Source organism: Amycolatopsis sp. FBCC-B4732, assembly GCF_023008405.1.
Taxonomy (GTDB): Bacteria; Actinomycetota; Actinomycetes; order Mycobacteriales; family Pseudonocardiaceae; genus Amycolatopsis; species Amycolatopsis pretoriensis_A.
The window spans coordinates 8,795,808-8,813,518 of record NZ_CP095376.1 but is presented as its reverse complement, the minus strand read 5'-3'; the positions used below and the strand labels follow the sequence as shown (position 1 = coordinate 8,813,518).

General features: G+C 70.2%; 15 protein-coding genes and 1 tRNA gene. 3 read left to right on the top strand and 13 right to left on the bottom strand.

The annotated features are described in order from the left end of the window. Positions 1 to 18: 18 nt before the first annotated feature. Together MUY14_RS39855 and MUY14_RS39850 are read right to left on the bottom strand one after the other, a co-directional pair. Entirely contained in the window at positions 19 to 1,677 is a 1,659-nt protein-coding gene (locus MUY14_RS39855) for an MDR family MFS transporter (RefSeq protein WP_247017415.1), read from the bottom strand. Between the two features lie 86 nt (positions 1,678 to 1,763). Further along, positions 1,764 to 2,681, bottom strand: a complete 918-nt coding sequence (locus MUY14_RS39850; protein WP_247017413.1) for an Lrp/AsnC family transcriptional regulator — start codon at positions 2,679 to 2,681, stop codon at positions 1,764 to 1,766. Positions 2,682 to 2,763: 82 nt separating this feature from the next. Between MUY14_RS39850 and MUY14_RS39845 the strand changes: the two genes are divergently transcribed. After that, positions 2,764 to 3,525, top strand: a complete 762-nt coding sequence (locus MUY14_RS39845) for an inositol monophosphatase family protein (RefSeq protein ID WP_247017411.1) — start codon at positions 2,764 to 2,766, stop codon at positions 3,523 to 3,525. On the opposite strand, the gene glyA is transcribed toward MUY14_RS39845, so the two are convergent. From glyA to MUY14_RS39815, 6 genes are all read right to left on the bottom strand, one after another. Beyond that, entirely contained in the window at positions 3,513 to 4,781 is a 1,269-nt protein-coding gene (gene glyA / locus MUY14_RS39840; RefSeq protein WP_247017409.1) for a serine hydroxymethyltransferase, read from the bottom strand. The two genes, MUY14_RS39845 and glyA, sit on opposite strands and share 13 nt — an antisense overlap. Positions 4,782 to 4,893: 112 nt before the next feature. Then, on the bottom strand, positions 4,894 to 5,298 hold the full coding sequence (locus tag MUY14_RS39835; protein WP_247017407.1) for a hypothetical protein: 405 nt from the start codon (positions 5,296 to 5,298) through the stop codon (positions 4,894 to 4,896). 1 nt (position 5,299) lies between these two features. Continuing rightward, entirely contained in the window at positions 5,300 to 5,722 is a 423-nt protein-coding gene (locus MUY14_RS39830) for an uL11 family ribosomal protein (RefSeq protein WP_247017405.1), read from the bottom strand. A gap of 39 nt (positions 5,723 to 5,761) precedes the next feature. Beyond that, positions 5,762 to 6,283 (bottom strand): gamma carbonic anhydrase family protein, encoded by a 522-nt coding sequence (locus MUY14_RS39825; protein WP_247017393.1) that lies wholly within the window; start codon positions 6,281 to 6,283, stop codon positions 5,762 to 5,764. Between the two features lie 86 nt (positions 6,284 to 6,369). Beyond that, positions 6,370 to 7,575: a M14 family metallopeptidase gene (locus MUY14_RS39820; protein ID WP_247025470.1), complete on the bottom strand. Its 1,206-nt coding sequence runs from the start codon at positions 7,573 to 7,575 to the stop codon at positions 6,370 to 6,372. Between the two features lie 103 nt (positions 7,576 to 7,678). Continuing rightward, on the bottom strand, positions 7,679 to 8,269 hold the full coding sequence (locus MUY14_RS39815; RefSeq protein ID WP_247017391.1) for a TetR/AcrR family transcriptional regulator: 591 nt from the start codon (positions 8,267 to 8,269) through the stop codon (positions 7,679 to 7,681). 122 nt (positions 8,270 to 8,391) lie between these two features. On the opposite strand from MUY14_RS39815, the gene MUY14_RS39810 reads away from it, so the two are divergent. Next, a complete protein-coding gene (locus tag MUY14_RS39810) occupies positions 8,392 to 8,847 on the top strand; it encodes a GreA/GreB family elongation factor (protein WP_247017389.1) in 456 nt (151 codons plus the stop codon). A gap of 240 nt (positions 8,848 to 9,087) precedes the next feature. Here MUY14_RS39810 and MUY14_RS39805 read toward each other — a convergent pair. Next, a tRNA-Thr gene (locus MUY14_RS39805) sits at positions 9,088 to 9,161 on the bottom strand. Positions 9,162 to 9,294: 133 nt separating this feature from the next. Between MUY14_RS39805 and MUY14_RS39800 the strand changes: the two genes are divergently transcribed. Next, entirely contained in the window at positions 9,295 to 10,962 is a 1,668-nt protein-coding gene (locus MUY14_RS39800) for a hypothetical protein (protein WP_247017387.1), read from the top strand. 57 nt (positions 10,963 to 11,019) lie between these two features. Here the strand turns inward: MUY14_RS39800 and MUY14_RS39795 are convergent, their stop codons facing one another. From MUY14_RS39795 to MUY14_RS39780, 4 genes are all read right to left on the bottom strand, one after another. Further along, complete coding sequence (locus tag MUY14_RS39795; protein WP_247017385.1) at positions 11,020 to 13,269, bottom strand: N-6 DNA methylase; 2,250 nt, start codon at positions 13,267 to 13,269, stop codon at positions 11,020 to 11,022. Next, positions 13,262 to 13,912 carry a hypothetical protein gene (locus MUY14_RS39790; protein ID WP_247017383.1) on the bottom strand — a complete coding sequence of 217 codons (651 nt, stop codon included), beginning with the start codon at positions 13,910 to 13,912 and terminating at the stop codon, positions 13,262 to 13,264. The genes MUY14_RS39795 and MUY14_RS39790 overlap by 8 nt, the downstream gene beginning before the upstream one ends. Positions 13,913 to 14,285: 373 nt before the next feature. Further along, complete coding sequence (locus MUY14_RS39785; RefSeq protein ID WP_247017381.1) at positions 14,286 to 15,491, bottom strand: DNA polymerase III subunit delta'; 1,206 nt, start codon at positions 15,489 to 15,491, stop codon at positions 14,286 to 14,288. Continuing rightward, entirely contained in the window at positions 15,488 to 17,608 is a 2,121-nt protein-coding gene (locus MUY14_RS39780) for a dTMP kinase (RefSeq protein ID WP_247017379.1), read from the bottom strand. The genes MUY14_RS39785 and MUY14_RS39780 overlap by 4 nt, the downstream gene beginning before the upstream one ends. Positions 17,609 to 17,711: the final 103 nt, after the last annotated feature.

Here is a 17,711-nt window from a genome sequence, read left to right as displayed (position 1 = left end):
TCTTCGTGTTCCAGCGGGTCAGTGCGCCAGTGCGAGGGCCGGAGCGGCCTCCGCCTCGGCGTCCGCGCGCTGCTCCATCGCCGACTTGTCCGAGAGCGGCTTCTCCTTGAGGAACCACACCAGGGCGAACCCGACGGTCAGCACGATCCCGCCGACCAGGAACACCGTGCTCATCGACTCGGCGAAGCCCTGCAGGATCGGCCGGGCCAGCGTCGGGTCGAGCGAGGACAGGAACGACGTGTCGTTGACGTCCAGCCCGCCGCTCTTCAGCTGCTGCGCGAACGCGGGGTTCTGGGCCAGCGCCGACACGTAGGCCGGGCTCGTCATCGCCGAGCGGATGGCGTTCGCGATCCGGTCGCCGACCGTGCCGAACAGGATCGACAGGAACACCGCGGTGCCCGCCGTGCCGCCGATCTGCCGGAAGAACGTCGCCGCCGAGGTGGCGACACCGATGTCCTGCGGGCGGACGTCGTTGGTCGCGGCCAGCACCAGCGTCTGCATCGAGGCGCCGAGGCCGAGGCCGATCACGAAGGCGATCACCATGACCAGCGCCAGCGAGCTGTCGACGGTGATCGTCGAGAGCGCGAACAGCGCCGCCGCCATCAGGCCGATCCCGGCCACGGCGAACATCTTGTAGCGCCCGGTCTTGGCGATCAGGCGGCCGCTGGTCAGGCTGGCGACCATGATGCCGAGCGTCAGCGGCAGCATCTGCAGGCCGGCCTGGGTCGGCGTCGCGCCCTTGACGATCTGCAGGTAGAGCGGCAGCGACATCATCGCGCCGAACATCCCGGCGCCCTGCACGACGGTGACCAGCGTGGCCATCCGGAACACCGGCCGCTTGAACAGCCGCAGCGGCAGCAGGGCGGCGTCGCCCATCCGGCGTTCGATCCAGACGAACGCGGCCACGCCCAGCCCGCCGACGACGTACATGGCGATCGAGGCGGCGGAACCCCAGCCCCATTCGCGGCCCTGCTCGGCGACGATCAGCAGCGGCACCAGGCCGGTGGCCAGCGCGACGGCACCCCAGTAGTCGACCTTCTGGTCCACGCGGGTGTGCGGGAGGTTCAGCACCTTGGTGACGACGACGAGCGCGGCCAGCGCGATCGGGACGTTGACGAGGAAGACCCAGCGCCAGCCGGTGATGCCCGCGAAGGTGTCGATGCCGGCGAAGAACCCGCCGACGACCGGCCCGGCGACGCTCGAGATGCCGAAGACGGCCATGAAGTAGCCCTGGTACTTGCTGCGCTCCCGCGGCGCGGTGATGTCGGTGATGATCGCGAGCGCGAGCGACATCAGACCACCGGCGCCCAGCCCTTGGAAGGCGCGGAACGCGGCGAGCTCGTACATCGACGTGGCCATGCCACTGGCCAGCGAGCCGATCAGGAACAGCGAGATCGCCGTCAGGTACATGGGCTTGCGGCCGTAGAGGTCGGACAGCTTGCCGTACAGCGGCGTGGAGAGCGTGGCGGTGATCAGGTAGGCGGTGGTGGCCCAGGCCTGCAGCGACAGGCCGTGCAGCTCGTCGGCGATGGTCCGCATCGAGCTGGAGACGATGGTCTGGTCGAGCGCGGCCAGGAACATGCCGAGCATCAGGCCGGACAGGACGGTGAGGATCTGGCGGTGGCTCAGTTTGCCGTTCGTAGCGGCTGCTCCTTCCGCCGTGGAGGTGTCGCTCATGGTGGTCTCCCTCGGTTCGCGTAGTTGCTTGTACCGCTCAACTACTTGTCTCGACCAAGTATTCCCCGGAAGCTTGTATGGTGCAATCAACTTTTTTGTGAGCCCGGTCTCCCGGCCCGCTTGACGGCCCGCGCAACGACCGTGACCTCGGCGGAAGGGACGTCGAGGCCGGTCACGAAGGCGTAGAGGTCGCCGAGGTCCCGGCACCAGACGGCGGCCATCAGATTGGTGACGCCGGTCGTGGCGAGGGTGCCGTGGACCATCGGGTGCCGCGCCAAGGCCCGCCCGACCTCGTCGAGCCGCCCCGGCGGGACGGTCAGCCAGACGTTGGCGTCGACGCCCAGGCCGAGCGCCGCGACGTCGACGTTCGCGTAGGTCCGGATCCGCCCGGCGGCGGCGAGCCGGTCGATCCGCCGCCGGACGGTCGATTCCGGCGCCTCCGCGGCCAGCTCGCCGGGCCCGAGCCGCGCGTCGACGGCCAGCCGGGCCAGCAGCCGGCGGTCGAGGTCGTCCAGGGTCACGTCTTCGCCGGGCGGAGGCGGGGTGAGCGCGGAGACTTCGGCGTCGGTGAGCAGACCGGTGCGCCACTGCGTCGCGTCGGAGAAGACGTGCAGGACCGAGTACGCCCGCAGCTCGGTGACGGCGGAGGTCGACGGCAGGGCGTCGTGCACGAGCCGGCCGTCCAGCCCGCCCAGCGCGACGGCGCTGATCTCCTCGCCGCCCGCGAGGATGTCCACGAAGAGCACGTCGTCGCGGGCGGCCAAGGCGTCGGCGATCGCCGGCGTCCGGCCGCGGAGGACCTTGACCCGCAGGAGCAGTGCACCGCGCAGGCCGTGCGCGGGATCGGGGACGCAGACGACCTTCAGCCGCCCGTCGGCGCGAAGCCGGGCGATGGAACGGGTGACCGTGCGCGGCGAGAGGCCGAGCACCTCGGCGATCCGGCCGGGCCCGGCGCGGCCGTCGACCTGCAGAGCGGAGACGACTCTCTGTTCGATTTCGGTCATCAGCTGCATCACGGAGTCCATTTTCGCTCATCTGGTGGCGCTGGAGTACCTCGAACAACCGGTCCGGCGCGATTCTGAACCCATGCTGAAATCCGTGATCGACATCGTGGAAACCCTGGCCGCCGGCGTCCGCGCCCCGGAACGGCCGCCCGCCTCCTTCGAAGAGCTCTCCGAGGTCTTCGGTGCGATCGACGACCCGCTCGCCGCGGCGCTCGAGGCGGCGCTGGCCGAAGTCAGGCCGGGAGCGGCGTGGGCCGGCGAGTTCGGCGACCTGCCGAGCGGCGAAGTCTGGGTGGTCGACGCCCTCGACGGCGCCGTCCAGCTGCTCCAGGGCCTGCCGCAGTACTGCGTCACCGTCACGCTGGTCCGCGACGGCGAACCCGAGCTGGCCGTGCTGCACTCGCCGTGGTTGAAGGAGACTTACGCGGCGCGGAGGGGCGAAGGCGCCACCCGGAACGGAATTCGCGTCGAGCCGTCACGCAAGACGGCGCTGGACGCCGCCGTCGCCGCCACGAGCCAGCCGCCGTTCGTCGTGAAGCAGCCGGGCGTCGCCGAAGCCGCCGGGCGGTCGCTGACCGCCGTGCTCTCCGAGGTCGCCGCCGTGCGGAACCTCGGGCCGACGTCGTGGCAGGTCGCCGATGTCGGTGCGGGGCGGCTGGACCTGTTCTGGCAGTACGGCCGCGACGCGACCAACCTCGCCGGCGCGGCGCTGGTCGCACGCGAGGCCGGCGCCGTGGTCACCACCGCCGACGGCGCCCCATGGACGCCGTCGGCCGGCAGCTTCCTCGCCGCCGCGCCCGCCTTGCACGCGGCGGCCGCGAAAATCCTGCGTCAGGCGGAGTAACCCGGGATCGGGAACGGCGCCAGGAACTCGCGGATCTCCGCCGCGATCGCGTCCAGAGTGGATTCGTTGGCCGCGGCCGCGGCGGTGATCGTGCGGTCGATCCAGTCCGCCACCTGGGCCTGGTGCTCCGGCCGCAGGCCGCGGGTGGTGATCGCGGACGTGCCGAGCCGGATGCCGGACGGGTCGAACGGCTTGCGGGGGTCGAACGGGACCGTGTTGTAGTTCAGCTCGATCCCCGCGCGGTCCAGCGCCTTCGCCGCCGGCTTGCCCGCGACCGCCTTGTTCGTCAGGTCGATCAGCAGCAGGTGGTTGTCCGTGCCGCCGGAAACCAGGTCGTAGCCCTTCGCCAGCAAGGCGTCCGCCAGCGCGCGGGCGTTCGCGACGATCGTGTGCGCGTACTCGCTGAACGACGGCTGCTGCGCCTCGCCGAGCGCGACCGCGATCGCCGCCGTCGTGTGGTCGTGCGGGCCGCCCTGCAGGCCGGGGAACACCGCCTTGTCGACGGCTTTCGCGTGCTCGGCGTCGGACAGGATCATCGCGCCGCGCGGGCCGCGCAGGGTCTTGTGCGTGGTCGTCGTGATGACCTGCGCGTGCCCGACCGGCGACGGGTGCGCGCCGCCCGCGACGAGGCCGGCGATGTGCGCGATGTCGGCGACGAGCACCGCGCCGACCTCCGCGGCGATCTCCGCGAACGCCGGGAAGTCGATCGTGCGCGGGATCGCCGTGCCACCGCAGAAGATCAGCTTCGGCCGGTGCTCGCGGGCCAGGTCGCGGACCTGGTCGAGGTCGACGCGGCCGGTCTCCTTGGTGACGCCGTAGCGCACCGGGGTGAACCACTTGCCGGTCGCGGACACGCCCCAGCCGTGCGTGAGGTGGCCGCCGTCGGGCAGCCCCATGCCCAGCACGGTGTCGCCGGGCTCGGCGAAGGCGAGGTAGACCGCGAGGTTCGCCGGCGAGCCGGAGTACGGCTGGACGTTCGCGTGGTCGGCGCCGAACACGGCCTTCGCGCGGTCGATGGCGAGCTGCTCGACCTGGTCGATGAACTGCTGGCCCTCGTAGTACCGCTTGCCCGCGTAGCCCTCGGAGTACTTGTTGGTGAGCACGCTGCCGGTCGCCTCGAGGACGGCCTGCGAGACGTAGTTCTCCGAGGCGATCAGTCGGATCTTGTCGTGCTGGCGCTTCGCTTCGTCCTCGACCAGCCCGGCGATCTGCGGGTCGGCGGCGGTGAGCGCGTTCAGTTTCGGCTGGTGGGTCATGGCGTGCTCCGGCTCTGGAGTGGCCTTCACCCAGGCGCGCGGTGCGGGCCTCGTCGTCGCTTCCCGGTGGTGCTCCACCTCGATGGCGCCAGTCGCTGCTGCGGGGAAGAGCCTAGTCCACCCAGCCAGTGCCCCGGCGGTGCTCGGCGCACCACTTGCGGGTGCAGCCCGACGTCCGGTCGCAGAACGGCCGCGCGCAGGTGGCACAGCGCTTCAGCCGCCGCCAGCCGCCGACCGCGACGAGTTCGGCCAGCCCGGCCGCGTACGCGGCCAGCTCGCCGGTGCCCGCGTACGGCGTCACGTAACCGATCCGCCACGCCGTCCCGGTCGCGACGAGCCGCGGCCGCGCACCCGCCTCCGCCAGGACGGCGTTGAGGCGGCGGGCGGCCGCGGATTCGTCGGGCAGCCGCGCGACGATCGCGCTCAGCTGCGGATTTCCCTGGCGCAGCAACCGTTCCGCGACCCCGAGCTCGGGGTCCAGCGCGTGGAACGGCGGCACCACCGCGTGCTTGCGCACGTCAGTCCACGACCACGACGCCCATGGAGCGCGCCGTGCCCGCGATCGTGCGCATCGCCGCTTCGACGTCGGAGGTGTTCAGGTCCGGCAGCTTGCGCTCGGCGATCCCGCGCAGCTGGTCGGTCGTGAGCTTGCCGGCGACCTCGTGCCCCGGCCGCGCGGAACCCTTGTCCCCCAACGCCTTCTTGATGAGGAACGACGTCGGCGGCGTCTTGAGCCGCAGCGCGAACGAGCGGTCCTCGAACACCGAGACGACGACCGGCACGACGTCGCCGCGCTGGGCCGCCGTCGAAGCGTCGTACGCCTTCTTGATCTCGACGAGGTTGACCCCGGTCTGCCCCAGCATCTTGCCGAGGTCGACGACCGGGGCGTTGCCCGCGGTGAGCTCGAGGGTGACCTGGTGGGTGAGTTTCTTCGGAGCCATGCCCCGAAGCTAGGGTTTCCAGTTACTGGAGGGTCAACCTCAATCGATCGGCTTGGTCCCGGCGCGGTGCCGGCGGGCCAGCTCCTGGTAGATCGCCGCGTTGTGCTCGACCCACATGCGCGCGGAGTCGGTCAACGGCACGAACTTCTTCGCCGGGCTGCCCATCGCGATGACCTCGTCCGGCACCTCCGTCGCCGGCGTGACGGTGGCCCCGGCCGCGACCAGCGCCCGCGCGCCGATCTTCGCCTTGTCGAGCACCGTCGAGCCGTTGCCGATCAGCGCCTGCTCCCCGATCGTGCAGTCGTGCACGAGGCACTGGTGGCCCACGGTGACGTTCTTGCCGACCTCGCAGACGCCGTCGTTGACGTGGATCACCGAGTTGTCCTGGATGTTGGCGCCCTCCCGGATGACGATCCGGCCGAAGTCGGCGCGGATCACCGCGCCGAACCAGATCGAGGCGTCCTTCTCGACGACGACGTCGCCGATGAGGGTGGCGGTGGGGGCGATCCAGGCGTCCGGGTGGACCTGCGGGCTGAGCCCTTCGAACGAGAACAGAGGCATGCCCGCACCCTAAACCGCGAGTGGCCTCCTTCCCCGGTCCACGGGGAAGGAGGCCATTCGCGCGCCGCGTACCTGGCCGCTGGGGGTTAGCCGGTGATCGCGGCGTTGATGATGATGTCCACGGCCTGGTCGTTGCGGGTCGTCTGCGGCACGATCTGGGTGTCGCGCGGGTAGAAGCCCGGGCTGCTGCCCTTCGGGTACATCTCGAAGGTGAAGCTCCAGATCTTGTGCTGCGCCCACATCCAGTCGTTGACACTGCCGTCGGTGATGTAGAGGTCGCTGGACTGCTGCGGCGTGTAGCCGTTGGTCGCGGCCATCTGCCTGCCGAGCGACTGGAACTTCTGCGCCTCGGCCGCGGTCAGGCCCGGCGCGGTGTCGGCGTAGGTGTAGCCGAACGGCCAGAGCACCAGCTCGGAGTAGGTGTGGAAGTCGATGTGCGTCTTGATCTGCTGGACGCCGCCGACCACCCGCGAGTTCACCCAGTTCGACAGCGACCGGGTCTCGGGCGCGGAGAACGCCGCCGTGCCGCGGTAGGTCTCGCTGGACGTCGAGCCCGACGAGCCGCCGCAGCAGCCCCACTTGTAGCCCCAGTTGCGGTTGGTGTCGGTGCCGGGGCCCTGGCGGTTCTTGCGCCAGCTGTGGAACGTGCCGCCGGAGATGTCGTACTCGGAGCCGTCCGGGTTGACGCTCGGGACCACCCAGATCTCGGCGCCGTCGACGAGCCGCTTGATCGCGGGATCGGTGGCGTACCCGCTGGTCAGCCGCTGCACGATGCGCAGGCACATCTCGGTCGTGAGGTGCTCGCGCGCGTGCTGGTTGCAGGTGAAGAGGACCTCGGGCTCGTTCTCGTCGGTGCCGACGTTGTCGCTGATCTTGAGCGCCGACAGCGCGCGGCCTTCGTACGACGTGCCGACGCTGCTCAGCTTCGCGAGCGACGGGTAGTTCGCGACGGCCTTCTGCAGCTCCGTCTGCGTTTCGGCGTAGGTGTGGTAGCCGGTGTAGCCGGCCGGGAAGTCCTCGACGGTCGCGGTGCCCTGCGGGCGGTTCACCTTGCCGACCGCCTTGACGCCGAAGCCGAGCGCGCGCAGCCGGGCGACCTCGCCGGGGTTGGCGATGATCGTCGTCGTCGCGCCTTCGACGTCGAGGATGTCGGCGCCGGTCCGCGCGACCTCGGTGCGCTGCTGGGCGGTGCCGGTGCCGCTGACCTCGTAAACCTGCGGTCCGTCGGGCTGGGCGGCACCGGCCTGGCCGCCGACGGTGAGCACCAAGAGGACGGCCGCAGCCGCTGCCATGCACGTTCGTGTGCGCATCACGTCTCCTGCTCTCGGGGGTTCCTCGACCTTGGCCGGAGCCGGACGTACCGCACAATCCGTACCTCTACGGATCTATTGGGTGTTACTGGCCGTAGTTCGCGAAGCAGAGCGCCTCGATGTCGGCACGCAGCGTGGCGAACGGCCGAGGGCGCACCCGCTGCTGGACGACGGTGCCCAGCAGGTACGACAGCAGCGCCCGGGCGCGGGCCCGAGGGTCGTCGACGTCGAGCGGCGCGAGGAGCTCGGCGAGCAGTTCCGTGAGCGACGTGAGCATGACGTCGATGGCCTGCGGGTGCTGCGCGCGCCCGGCGGCGATCCAGTACTCGAACCACAGGAAGGCGGCGTTCGGGTTGGCGGCGAAGACGCGCAGGTACTCCTCGAGGACGGCGAAGAGCCGCCGGCGGGGGTCGTCGTGCTTCGCGGCGACCTCGCGCAGCCCCGCCGCGAAGGCGGTGATGTGGGCGGCCATCGCGCGGTCGATGAGGACGTCGATGTCGGCGAAGTAGTAGTGGATCGCGCTCTTGGTGAGCGGTCCGGCGTCGGCGATGGCCCGCACGGTGCACCCGGCGAGGCCGTCGCGGGCGAGGACCACACGCGCGGCTTCGACGATCTGCTCCTGCTTGGCCAGCTGGTTGGGAGAGAGCCGGTCGCTGCGACCGGGGACTGCGCTCACGGTGATTCTCGTTACCTTCTTACTGGACGGCAGCCCCGAATCCTAGGGCAGACGTCCCGCGGATGACCTTCGGGTGAAAAACCGGATTGGCCACCCCGGTCCGCGCAGCGGACAATGCGCGCATGGTGATCTCAGGGGACAAGGGGCTCAGCCCGGCTGCGCGCAGCCAGCTGGAGAAGGAAATCGCGAACTTGCGCGCACAGCGGGAGGCCCTCGCGCCGCAACCCGGCGAGCAGGAGCGCACCGGCGACGCGGCGGACCAGGCGGACGTGATCGACCGCGCCGAAGCGGCCGCCCGGCTGGACCGCCAGATCGCCGACTTGGCCGCGAAGATGGAACACGGCGGCTACGGCAACTCCCAGCTCCCGGACGGCACAACGGTGACCCTCCGCTTCTCGGACGGCGACGAAGAGACGTTCCAGGTGGTGACGGTCCCCGGCGAGGACGCCGACGCGATCACCTCAGACAGTCCCCTGGGCCTGGCCCTGGTAGGCGCCAAAGCGGGCGACGAGATCACCTACCGAACCCCCCGCGGCGACGCCAAGGCAACGGTCGTGAAGGTGGTAGCCCCGAAGTAGCTCGTGCTGTCCGAAGGCCCCCGGCTCGTGGCTGGGGGCCTTCGCCATCTCGACCTTGACCCGTAAGAGTGGTTCCCCCGAACAAAGTTTCGCGCACCCTCCGGCGCCGGACCCGGCAACGCAACCACGACGGGGGCCGGGGCAGAGCCCCGGACGGGGCGTGGGGCGAAGCCCCACAAGACACGCGAGGCCAAGAAAAAGGCCCCTGCCCTCAAGGGGCAGAGGCCTTCCACCTGGACGAGCCGCCTAGGGGAATCGAACCCCTGACCTATTCATTACGAGTGAATCGCTCTGGCCGACTGAGCTAAGGCGGCATGTCTCCGGCTCGCGCTGGCGACGGGAGCAAGTGTAGCGGAAGCTCGTGCCGTCACTTTCCGGGGGGACCGTCGTTAGGGCCCTATGACGCCGGTCTCACTCACCGGTCGACCTATCTGGAGGCTCTGGCACATGCGGCGAAGACTGCCCCGTTCGGTGGCCCTGCCGGCGGCCGCGGCGTTGTTGCTGTTCAGCGCGGCGCCGGCGAACGCCGACCCGACCTATCCGACGACTCCGATTCCGCAGCCGGCGAGTTCCGGGCAGGCGCCGATCTCGGCGCCGATCGGGCCGCAGCCGCTGGGGCAGGCCGTCGGGGATGCCGGGACCGCGCTCGGGATCGTCCGGTTGCTGCCCAACGCCGTGCCGACGAAGACAATCCTGCCCGGGTTCGGCGACACCCTGCCGAAGCAGTCGGCGCTCGAGGCCGGCATGGGTCTGTCCAGCGCGTCGGCGAATTCGGACGCCTATCTGAGCTACGAGAAGTCGATCGCGCAGGCGTCGCCGTTCGGGCTGTCGGTGAGTGGGAACGCGCCGCAGACGCCGGGCAGCGTCGTGCAGACCGCCTTGCCGGACAACCCGCAGCCGATCAGCGGTGGGCTCAACGGGCCGGCCAACCCGCTGCTCAACGTCGGGGTGCTCAACGGGAGCGCGCACGCGCGGTGGAGCCCGACGCTCGGGCCGTGCGTCGACACCATCGCCGACGCCAGCACGTCGGTGGCGAGCCTGTCGCTGCTGAACGTCATCCCGTCGATGCCGAACCTCGGACTGGACGCGCTCAAGCCGAAGCTCGACCCGGGCTCGCTCGCGAGCGGGTTCGACCTGACCAAGGGCCTGCAGAGCCTCGGCGGCCTGCTGCAGGGCGGCGGCCAGACCGCGGCGAACGGCACCGGCTCGCTGCTGAGCCTGCCGAACACGCTGTCGTCGCGCTCCCAGGTCAAGCTGGTCGACATCCCGGGCTCGAAGAACAAGGCCGTGCAGTCGACGTCGACGCTGCAGGGCGCGGACATCGAGATCCTCAAGGGGACGCCGCTGGCGCTGAGCATCAAGGTGGCCAGCCAGCCGACGCTGAAGGTGACCTCCACCGGTGACGCCAAGACGTCCAAAGTGGACTACACCGCGCCGGTGCTGACCATCGCGGCGGGCGGCAAGACGCTGTACACCCTGGACGCTGCGCACCCGACCAAGGACATTCCGATCGGGCTGCCGCTGAAGGGCCTGAGCGACCAGTTCGGGCAGCTGAACGACATCCCGGTCGTCGGCGGGCTGGTCTCCACGCTCTCCCAGGGCGTCCAGCAGGTCGGCAGCACCGCGGGCACCGTGCTCGACCTCGGCGTGCTGCGGCTGAGCATCGCCGGGCTGGACCAGAAGTCCGCGAACATGACCACGCCGTTCAAGGGCTTCCAGCTGGGCGCGTCGGCGCGCCTGTTCGACCTGCAGCTGCTGCCGACGACCAAGCTCAAGGGCCTGCTGCCGGACGACCAGGCCAAGAACCTGCCGTCCTCGCTGGCCCAGCTGTCGCTCGGCGAGCAGGTCGCTCGTGCCTACGCGCCGACCGGCGGGGTGGTCTGCGGGGCGACGTCGACGCCGCCGCCCGCGGGCGGCCAGGCGCCGAAGGGGCCGGTCAAGAACCTCGCCTACACCGGGGGCGCGTACGACACCGTGCCGCTGTTCTGGTGGGGCACCGCGATGCTGCTGCTGGGCGTCGTGATGGTGGCCGCGATGCCGGGCGGCCGCCGTCGTCCGCTGGCCGTCGCCGTGGAGGAGAAGCCGTTCAAGCCGTCGCCGCGACCGCGCGAGTGACACGAGGGCTGTGAAGAGGAACCCCGCCGGAAGCTTTCCCGGCGGGGTTCTTCGCGTTCAATCCCCCTCGGGTGCCATCAGTACGGGCAGCACGAGAGCCTGCAGCCGCTCCGCGGTCGCGCTGATCTCCCCGTGCAGTGCGGCCGCGGCTCCGAAGGGTTCCAAAGTCTCGACGATCGCGCGCTGCACCGACAAGGGCGGGAGCCGGAGCGGCATGGCTCGCAGAGTCTCGGCGTTGACGTGTTTGATAGCGGTGCCGGTGGCGCGCTCCGTGAGCCATCGAAAGACCGCGGGACTGCTCAGGTAGTAAGTCAGGAACTCAGGGTTCACCTGGTCGTTCGGGCGGAACCGGACGCACCCGGGTCCGAGCAGCCAATCTGCCTGCTCTTCGGTCACCAGCCCGAACCGACCGAGTGTGCCGGTACGCGCGCTGACCACGTCACCCGCCTTCAACCGGTACCTATCCATGCGGGCGGCCGTCGGAGGAGGGACGACCTCCAACTCCCGGGTCGTGATCCGGTTGTCCCTGATGTTGCGAGGCAGCACCAAGGGCGTCCACCCCGGTTCCTGCCTCTCCCTCGACACCGCGCCCGGCCCTGCGAGCACGTCGCACACTGTTCCGAGTACGACAGTCTGTCCGGCGCGCTCAGGACGCCAGCCAGCGACGAGTGCCTCCACCGCTGACTTGAGCCCGGCCCGGACGTCCCAGGCGCGCTCCTCGAGTTCGCGGATGGCCTCCCACGAAGCGTGGAGTTCTCGGGTGACGACGCCGGCGTCCACGTGGCCGGGTGCTTCCCCGACGTAGCGACCAGGGACGAGGCTGAAATCGTTGCCGCCGATCACCTCGAAGCCGACGGCTCGCGAAAAACCGGGCACCCCTTCGAACTCGTCGAATGTGCGGCGGTCACGCCAGCGCCGGTATTCATCGCGGATCTTAGTCGTGTCGTCCTCGCTCAGCCGTCGCTCGGCGCGCCCGACGAGCTCGCCGAGTGACCGCGCGTCGATGAACAACACCTGCTGCGGGCCCGGCCTCTCATCAACGCCTCGGAGCACCCACACCATGGTGGGAATCCCGGTGAACTTGAACAGCTGGGATGGCATTGCGATGACGCACTCAACCACCCCACTCTCGACCATCTTCCCGCGTATTTTCTGCTCCCGGCCCTGCTGGGAGGACGCACCCGCCGGCATGATCACCGCGGCCCGGCCCGTCGGCGCCAGCTTGTCCACCACGTGTTGGAGCCAGGCGAAGTTGGCGTTGTGCGCGGGAGGCTCGCCGAACCGCCAGTTCCGGGTCGCGGGCGAATCCAGGTGCGCGTTGAACGGCGGGTTCGCCAAAATGCGGTCGAAGCGGCGGTCCGGAAAGCGATCCTCCTCCAACGCGCTCACCGGCCCGGCGATGTCGGCTGCGACACCGTGCAGCGCGAGGTTCATCTTGCTGGTGAGCAACGACCACGTCTGCGATGCCTGCCCGTGCCCGCGCCATCCGTCAAGCACAGCCGCGTCGCGGCCGATGTGTGCAGCCACAGCCGTCAACAGCTCGCCGGAGCCGCAGAAGGGGTCATACACCTGATCGGACCGTCCGGGTTCGAGCACTTCGACCAGCACCCTCGCCACGTCCGGCGGGGTGAACTGCCCGCCACCGCGTCCCATGCGTCGTTCGAGCTCCGCCAGAATCACGTCAGCGATCCGCGCACCGGTCGACTCCGGGCCGACAGTGTCGCCGAAATCGATCCGGTCGATCTGTTGGGCCGCGCTCAACAGGGCTGGCTCGGAGGCCTGCGCGAGCGTGCGGAAAACCGGTATCGCCTGGGCGCCCGCGGCGGGGAGCGAGACCGTGGCCAGCGCATTCTGCGCCGCGGGCCAACTGGTGGCGGCGGCGATCCGCGGCCAGACCTCGGCCCGGCATGTCCTGACGTATACGAGTCCGAGCAGGTACTCGAGGGCGGACGCAGTATCGTTCCCGCCCCGCAGGTCGCTCAAGGCCGACCGCAGCTGCGCCGGGAAGGACGGCAGTCCGGATCCGGCTGACGTCGGCGCGGGCGCGGAAGCCGGCTCTTCAGGCAGGCCGACATTGACTCGGAGGCGATCCCCGTAGGTAGCCCCCGGCAGCTCGTCCGGCTTAAGCCGGTGCTTCGGGATCTTCCGCTTCCGCAGCCAGCCCACGACTTCGTCCTGGTCGAAACACTCCTGCCCGGACACCAAACGCGGCTGCGGGAAATCCGGGTGACGGACTCGCCAGTTGCTGACCGCGCTCAGCCGGACTTCGGCACCGTTCGCGATGTCCGTCAACGACAGATCACTCATCGACCACACCTTCCGGAGGCGCCGGGCGCTGCTTCAACGTCCGCTCGACGCGGTCGTAGGACTCCAGCTGCGTGATCATGGCCGGCGAAAGGTAACCCAGCACGCGGCGGATCGTGCGGTGATCGGCTTCCAGGTGACGGTGGTGGATAGGCTCGTGGTGCATGATCCGGTTCCGGAACAGCAATACGGTAGTCAGATCATGGTGCAACGCACCACGGCCCCCGGGGTAGTGACGGAACACCTTGTGCAAGTACGGCACCCAGAGGTCCCGGGTGTAGTTGCGGCTGATCAGCGACACCCAAAACCCGAGGGAAAGCTCGGCCACGACGTTGTCGGCCGTGCCAGAACGGCCGCGCTCGGTCAATTTCCGCCGGGCGTCGGCCACGAGCTGCGGTCCCTTCTTCCGAAGGGGCACGACCGACCACCAGTCGTCTCGGCCGAAGCTCTCGCTGAGCTGCCGGTGGAGCGCGTTGCGCAGCGCCATTTCCAGACAGTGCAGAGGAACGTAGAACGCGGCCGAGATGTCCACGTTCCACCAGTACAGTTCGATCGCCGCCGCCAGGTCGCCACCGGCCTTGGCCAGGTACGGCGCAAAGCGCGGCGACGAGAGCGTCTCACGGACCCAACCCGGCTCGGTTCTCATCCTGTGCCTCCATCGACTTTATGGCAGCACAAAGATGTGCTACTGTCAGCTGGTACGCCCCGGGTTCGCCTCTGCTTCGGCATGCCACCCGGGGCATCGCTTTATCTGCCGTGGAGTCGCCGCGGCCTTCAACGTCTTGCTTATCCTTTGGTCGCCACTGAAGACTAGCGCGACGCCTCCCCGGTTGCAAGTACTTCGAGTACACAAAATCTGTGAACCGCCTGGCGGATGGTATTCACGACCGCTCGACGTCACTACCCCGGGGATAATCGCTGTTCAGGTGCAGCTCGAGGCGGACATGTTAGGCGAAGTCGGTGACTGTCGTCATCAGGCTTACTGACCCGGGGTTCACAATTCGCCGCAGCGCAGCTACTCAGCCCTGGCGAAGCGTCGTGACCATCGCCTCGACGGCGATGCGCGGCTTGACGTTCAGGTCGATCGCCTCGCGGCACTCCAGCACCGCTTCGAGCCGGCGGAGCGTCGATTCCGGCGTCCACGACGAAGCCGCTTCGCGGATCTGGTCGGCGTGGTCCGGGTGGTTGAGCGTGACGCCGGAGCGGGTCACCGTCACCAGGACGTCGCGGTAGAAGCCGACGAGGTCGACCAGTGCCAGGTCGAGCGTGTCGCGCTGGGTCCGGGTGGCGCGGGACTTCTGCTTCTTCTCGAGCTGCTTGACCGCGGCTTCGGCGGCCCGCTTGGCCCCGGCAACGCCCTTGCCGATGCCGTCGCCGCCCATCGCCGTACGCAGTTCGTTGCGTTCGTCCTCGTCGCGGGACTTGCTCGCCTCGCCCGCGTCCGCCTCGGCCGCGCTGATCAGCTGGTCGGCGCAGGTGAAGACGTCACTGGGCCGGCGCAGGCCCAGCGGGATCCGCAGCACGGTGGCCCGGCGCTGCCGCGCGGCCTCGTCGGTGGCGAGCCGGCGCGCGCGGCCGACGTGCCCGCCGCAGACCGAAGCCGCCCAGTGCGCCCGCTCCGGGTCGACGTGGTCGCGGCGCACCAGGACGTCGGCGATCGCCTCCGGCGGCGGCGTCCGCAGCGTCACCAGGCGGCAGCGCGAGCGGATCGTCACCGAGACGTCCTCGGGGTGGTCGGACGGCGCGCAGAGTAGGAAGACCGTGCGGTCCGGCGGCTCCTCGACGGCCTTCAGCAGGGCGTTCGACGCGCCTTCGGTGAGCCGGTCGGCGTCCTCGATGACGACGACCTGCCACTTGCCGGTGGTCGGGCGGCGCGCGGCGGCCTGGACCAGCGACCGCATCTCGGCGACCGAGATCGACAGGCCTTCCGGCACCACGAGCCGGACGTCGGCGTGCGTGCCCGCCATCGTCGTGTGGCAGCCGGGGCAGGCGTCACAGCCGGTACCGGTGCTGCACTGCAGGGCCGCCGCGAACGTCCGCGCGGCCACCGAACGGCCGGAACCGGGCGGACCGGTGAGCAGCCACGCGTGCGTCATCGCCCCGGGCGGGGCGGGCTCGCCGGCGACGATCTTCGCGGCGGCCGAAGCGGCCGCGGTCAGCGTTTCGACCGCGGCTTCCTGGCCGACCACCTGGTTCCAGACACCGATGCGTTCGGTCGTCGTCACTTCGCCTCCACGCGAGGCTCTTCCGGGGTCTCGACGGGCAGGGGTTCGTCGATGTCCATCGGCAGCGTCACCGGCTTCTCGGTCGTCGGCGCGAGCGCGGACAGGCGGCCGACGAACACGGCGCGCAGCGCGGTGCGGATGCGCTCGGCGACCTCGGCGTCGGTGCCGTCGGCGTCGATCACGACGTACCGGTCCGGGTCGGCCGCGGCCATCTCGGTGAGCAGGTGCTGGACGCGCCACTGGTCGTTCATGGCGGTCGACTTGTCGCGCGGGACGCCGTTCGGGGCGGAGTCGAGCAGCACGGTGAGGTCCGGGCGCAGCCGCCCGGTCGCCCAGTCGGCGAGGCCTTCGAGCTCGTCGCTGTCCAGGCCCGCGACAGCGGACAGGTGCGCGAGCGGCGAGTCGACGAACCGCTCCATCACGACCACAGAACCGGCGTCCAGCGCCGGCTGGACGTGCCGCTCGACGATGTCGGCCCGCACCGCGGCGGCGGCCAGCGCCTGGGCGCGCGCCCCGGTCAGCGAGGCGCCGGAGACCAGCGCGGTGAGCCGCTGGTCGTCGAGCGCGGGGTCGGCGGCGACCACGACCGGGCGGGTGCCGCCGCGCATCCAGTCGGCCAGGTTGACGGCCTGGATCGCGGTGTTGATCGCGGTGGTGCCTTCGACGGCGATGAGGAAGCCGTTGACGCGGCGCGGGGTGCGGCGCAGCGCGTTGCGCAGGTCGGACAGGATCGGCTCGGTGCGCTTGTCGTCCATCTGCCGGTAGGCGAAGAGGCCGGCGACCAGCGCGATCGCGGCGCCGCCGAGCATGACCGGGCGGGTGCCGTCGATGGTGAGCGGGCTGCCCCAGACGGTGACCGTGTGCCGCTGCACGAGCCCGACCAGCACCGGCACGGTGACCGTGGTGCCGAACAGGACCAGCTTCATCATCAGCTGGTAGATGGCGTTGATCCGGCCGCGGATGGCGTCCTCGACGCGCGAGCCGATGATCGTGACGCCGGTGAGGAACGCCGTCCCGGCCCAGACGCCGACGGAACACACGGCGATCAGCGCGACCGCCAGGTGCGGCGACAGCGCCACCACCAGCAACGAGAGCGCCGCGGCGATGATGGAGATGCCGAACAGCCGGTCGTGCGCCAGGCGACGGGCGAGCTTCGGCGCGAAGGCCATGCCGGTGGCCAAGCCGAGGAAGACGGCCAGCACCAGCAGGTTGAACGCCGAGTCGCCGGCCAGCAGGCTCGAGGAGTACGGCTTGGCCGAGCCGATCACGGCCCCGCCGGCGGCGAACGCGCCGAAGGCCCCGACGAGCAGGCCGCGCACGAGCGGCGTGCTGCGGATGAACCGGAAGCCGTCGGCGATCATCTGGCCGATGCCGAACTTCTCTTCGTCGGCCGGCTTGACCTTCTGCTCCGGCAGCTCGTGGACGTTGCGCAGCGAAAGCTCGGGGATCCGGGTGGCGATGAGGATCGCGCTGGCCAGGTAGAGCAGGCCGGTGATGATGACGACGAGCTTCGCGATGTTGAGGCTCGGGTCGCCGGGGAACAGGTGGAACGTCGTGTTGACGCCGGTGATGGCCGCGTTGGCGCCGGCCGCGGTGATGACGGCGAGGCCGTAGGTCATCACCATGCCGAGCTGGTTGGCCGTCTCGACCTGGTCGGGGCGGCGCAGCAGGTTGGGGACCGCGGCCTCTTTCGAGGGGATCCACATGCTCGACGCGCAGCCGACGAGGAAGTTCCCGGCGAGCAGCCACCAGGGCGCGCTGACGATCGCGATGGACAGCAGGAAACCGCACCGCAGCAGGTCGGCGACCACCATCACCTTGCGGCGGTCGAACCGGTCCGCGAGCAGGCCGCCGATCGGGGCGAACAGCAGCCCCGGCGCCAGTCCGGTCAGCACCACGCCGACGAACGCGAAGTTCTGGGCGAAGTAGTTGTCCGTCAGCTTCGTGGCCAGGCCGGTGAGGGCGAGGATGTTCAGCCAGTCGGCCACGCTGCACAGGTACGTGACGCCCCACAGCCGCCGGAACGGTTTGATCGCCAGTACCCGCCGGACCCGGTTGATCGTGGACGCCTCGGCACCCGACGACGCACCCGGGCCGGACCCGGGCACCGATCGCAAGCCCTCGCTGATACGCCCACCCCACTAGTCACCGCGGTGCCGGACGCCCTGGTGGGGTCGCCCGACCGTGAAGCCAGGGTAGCCCGATCGGCCCTTGCCTCGC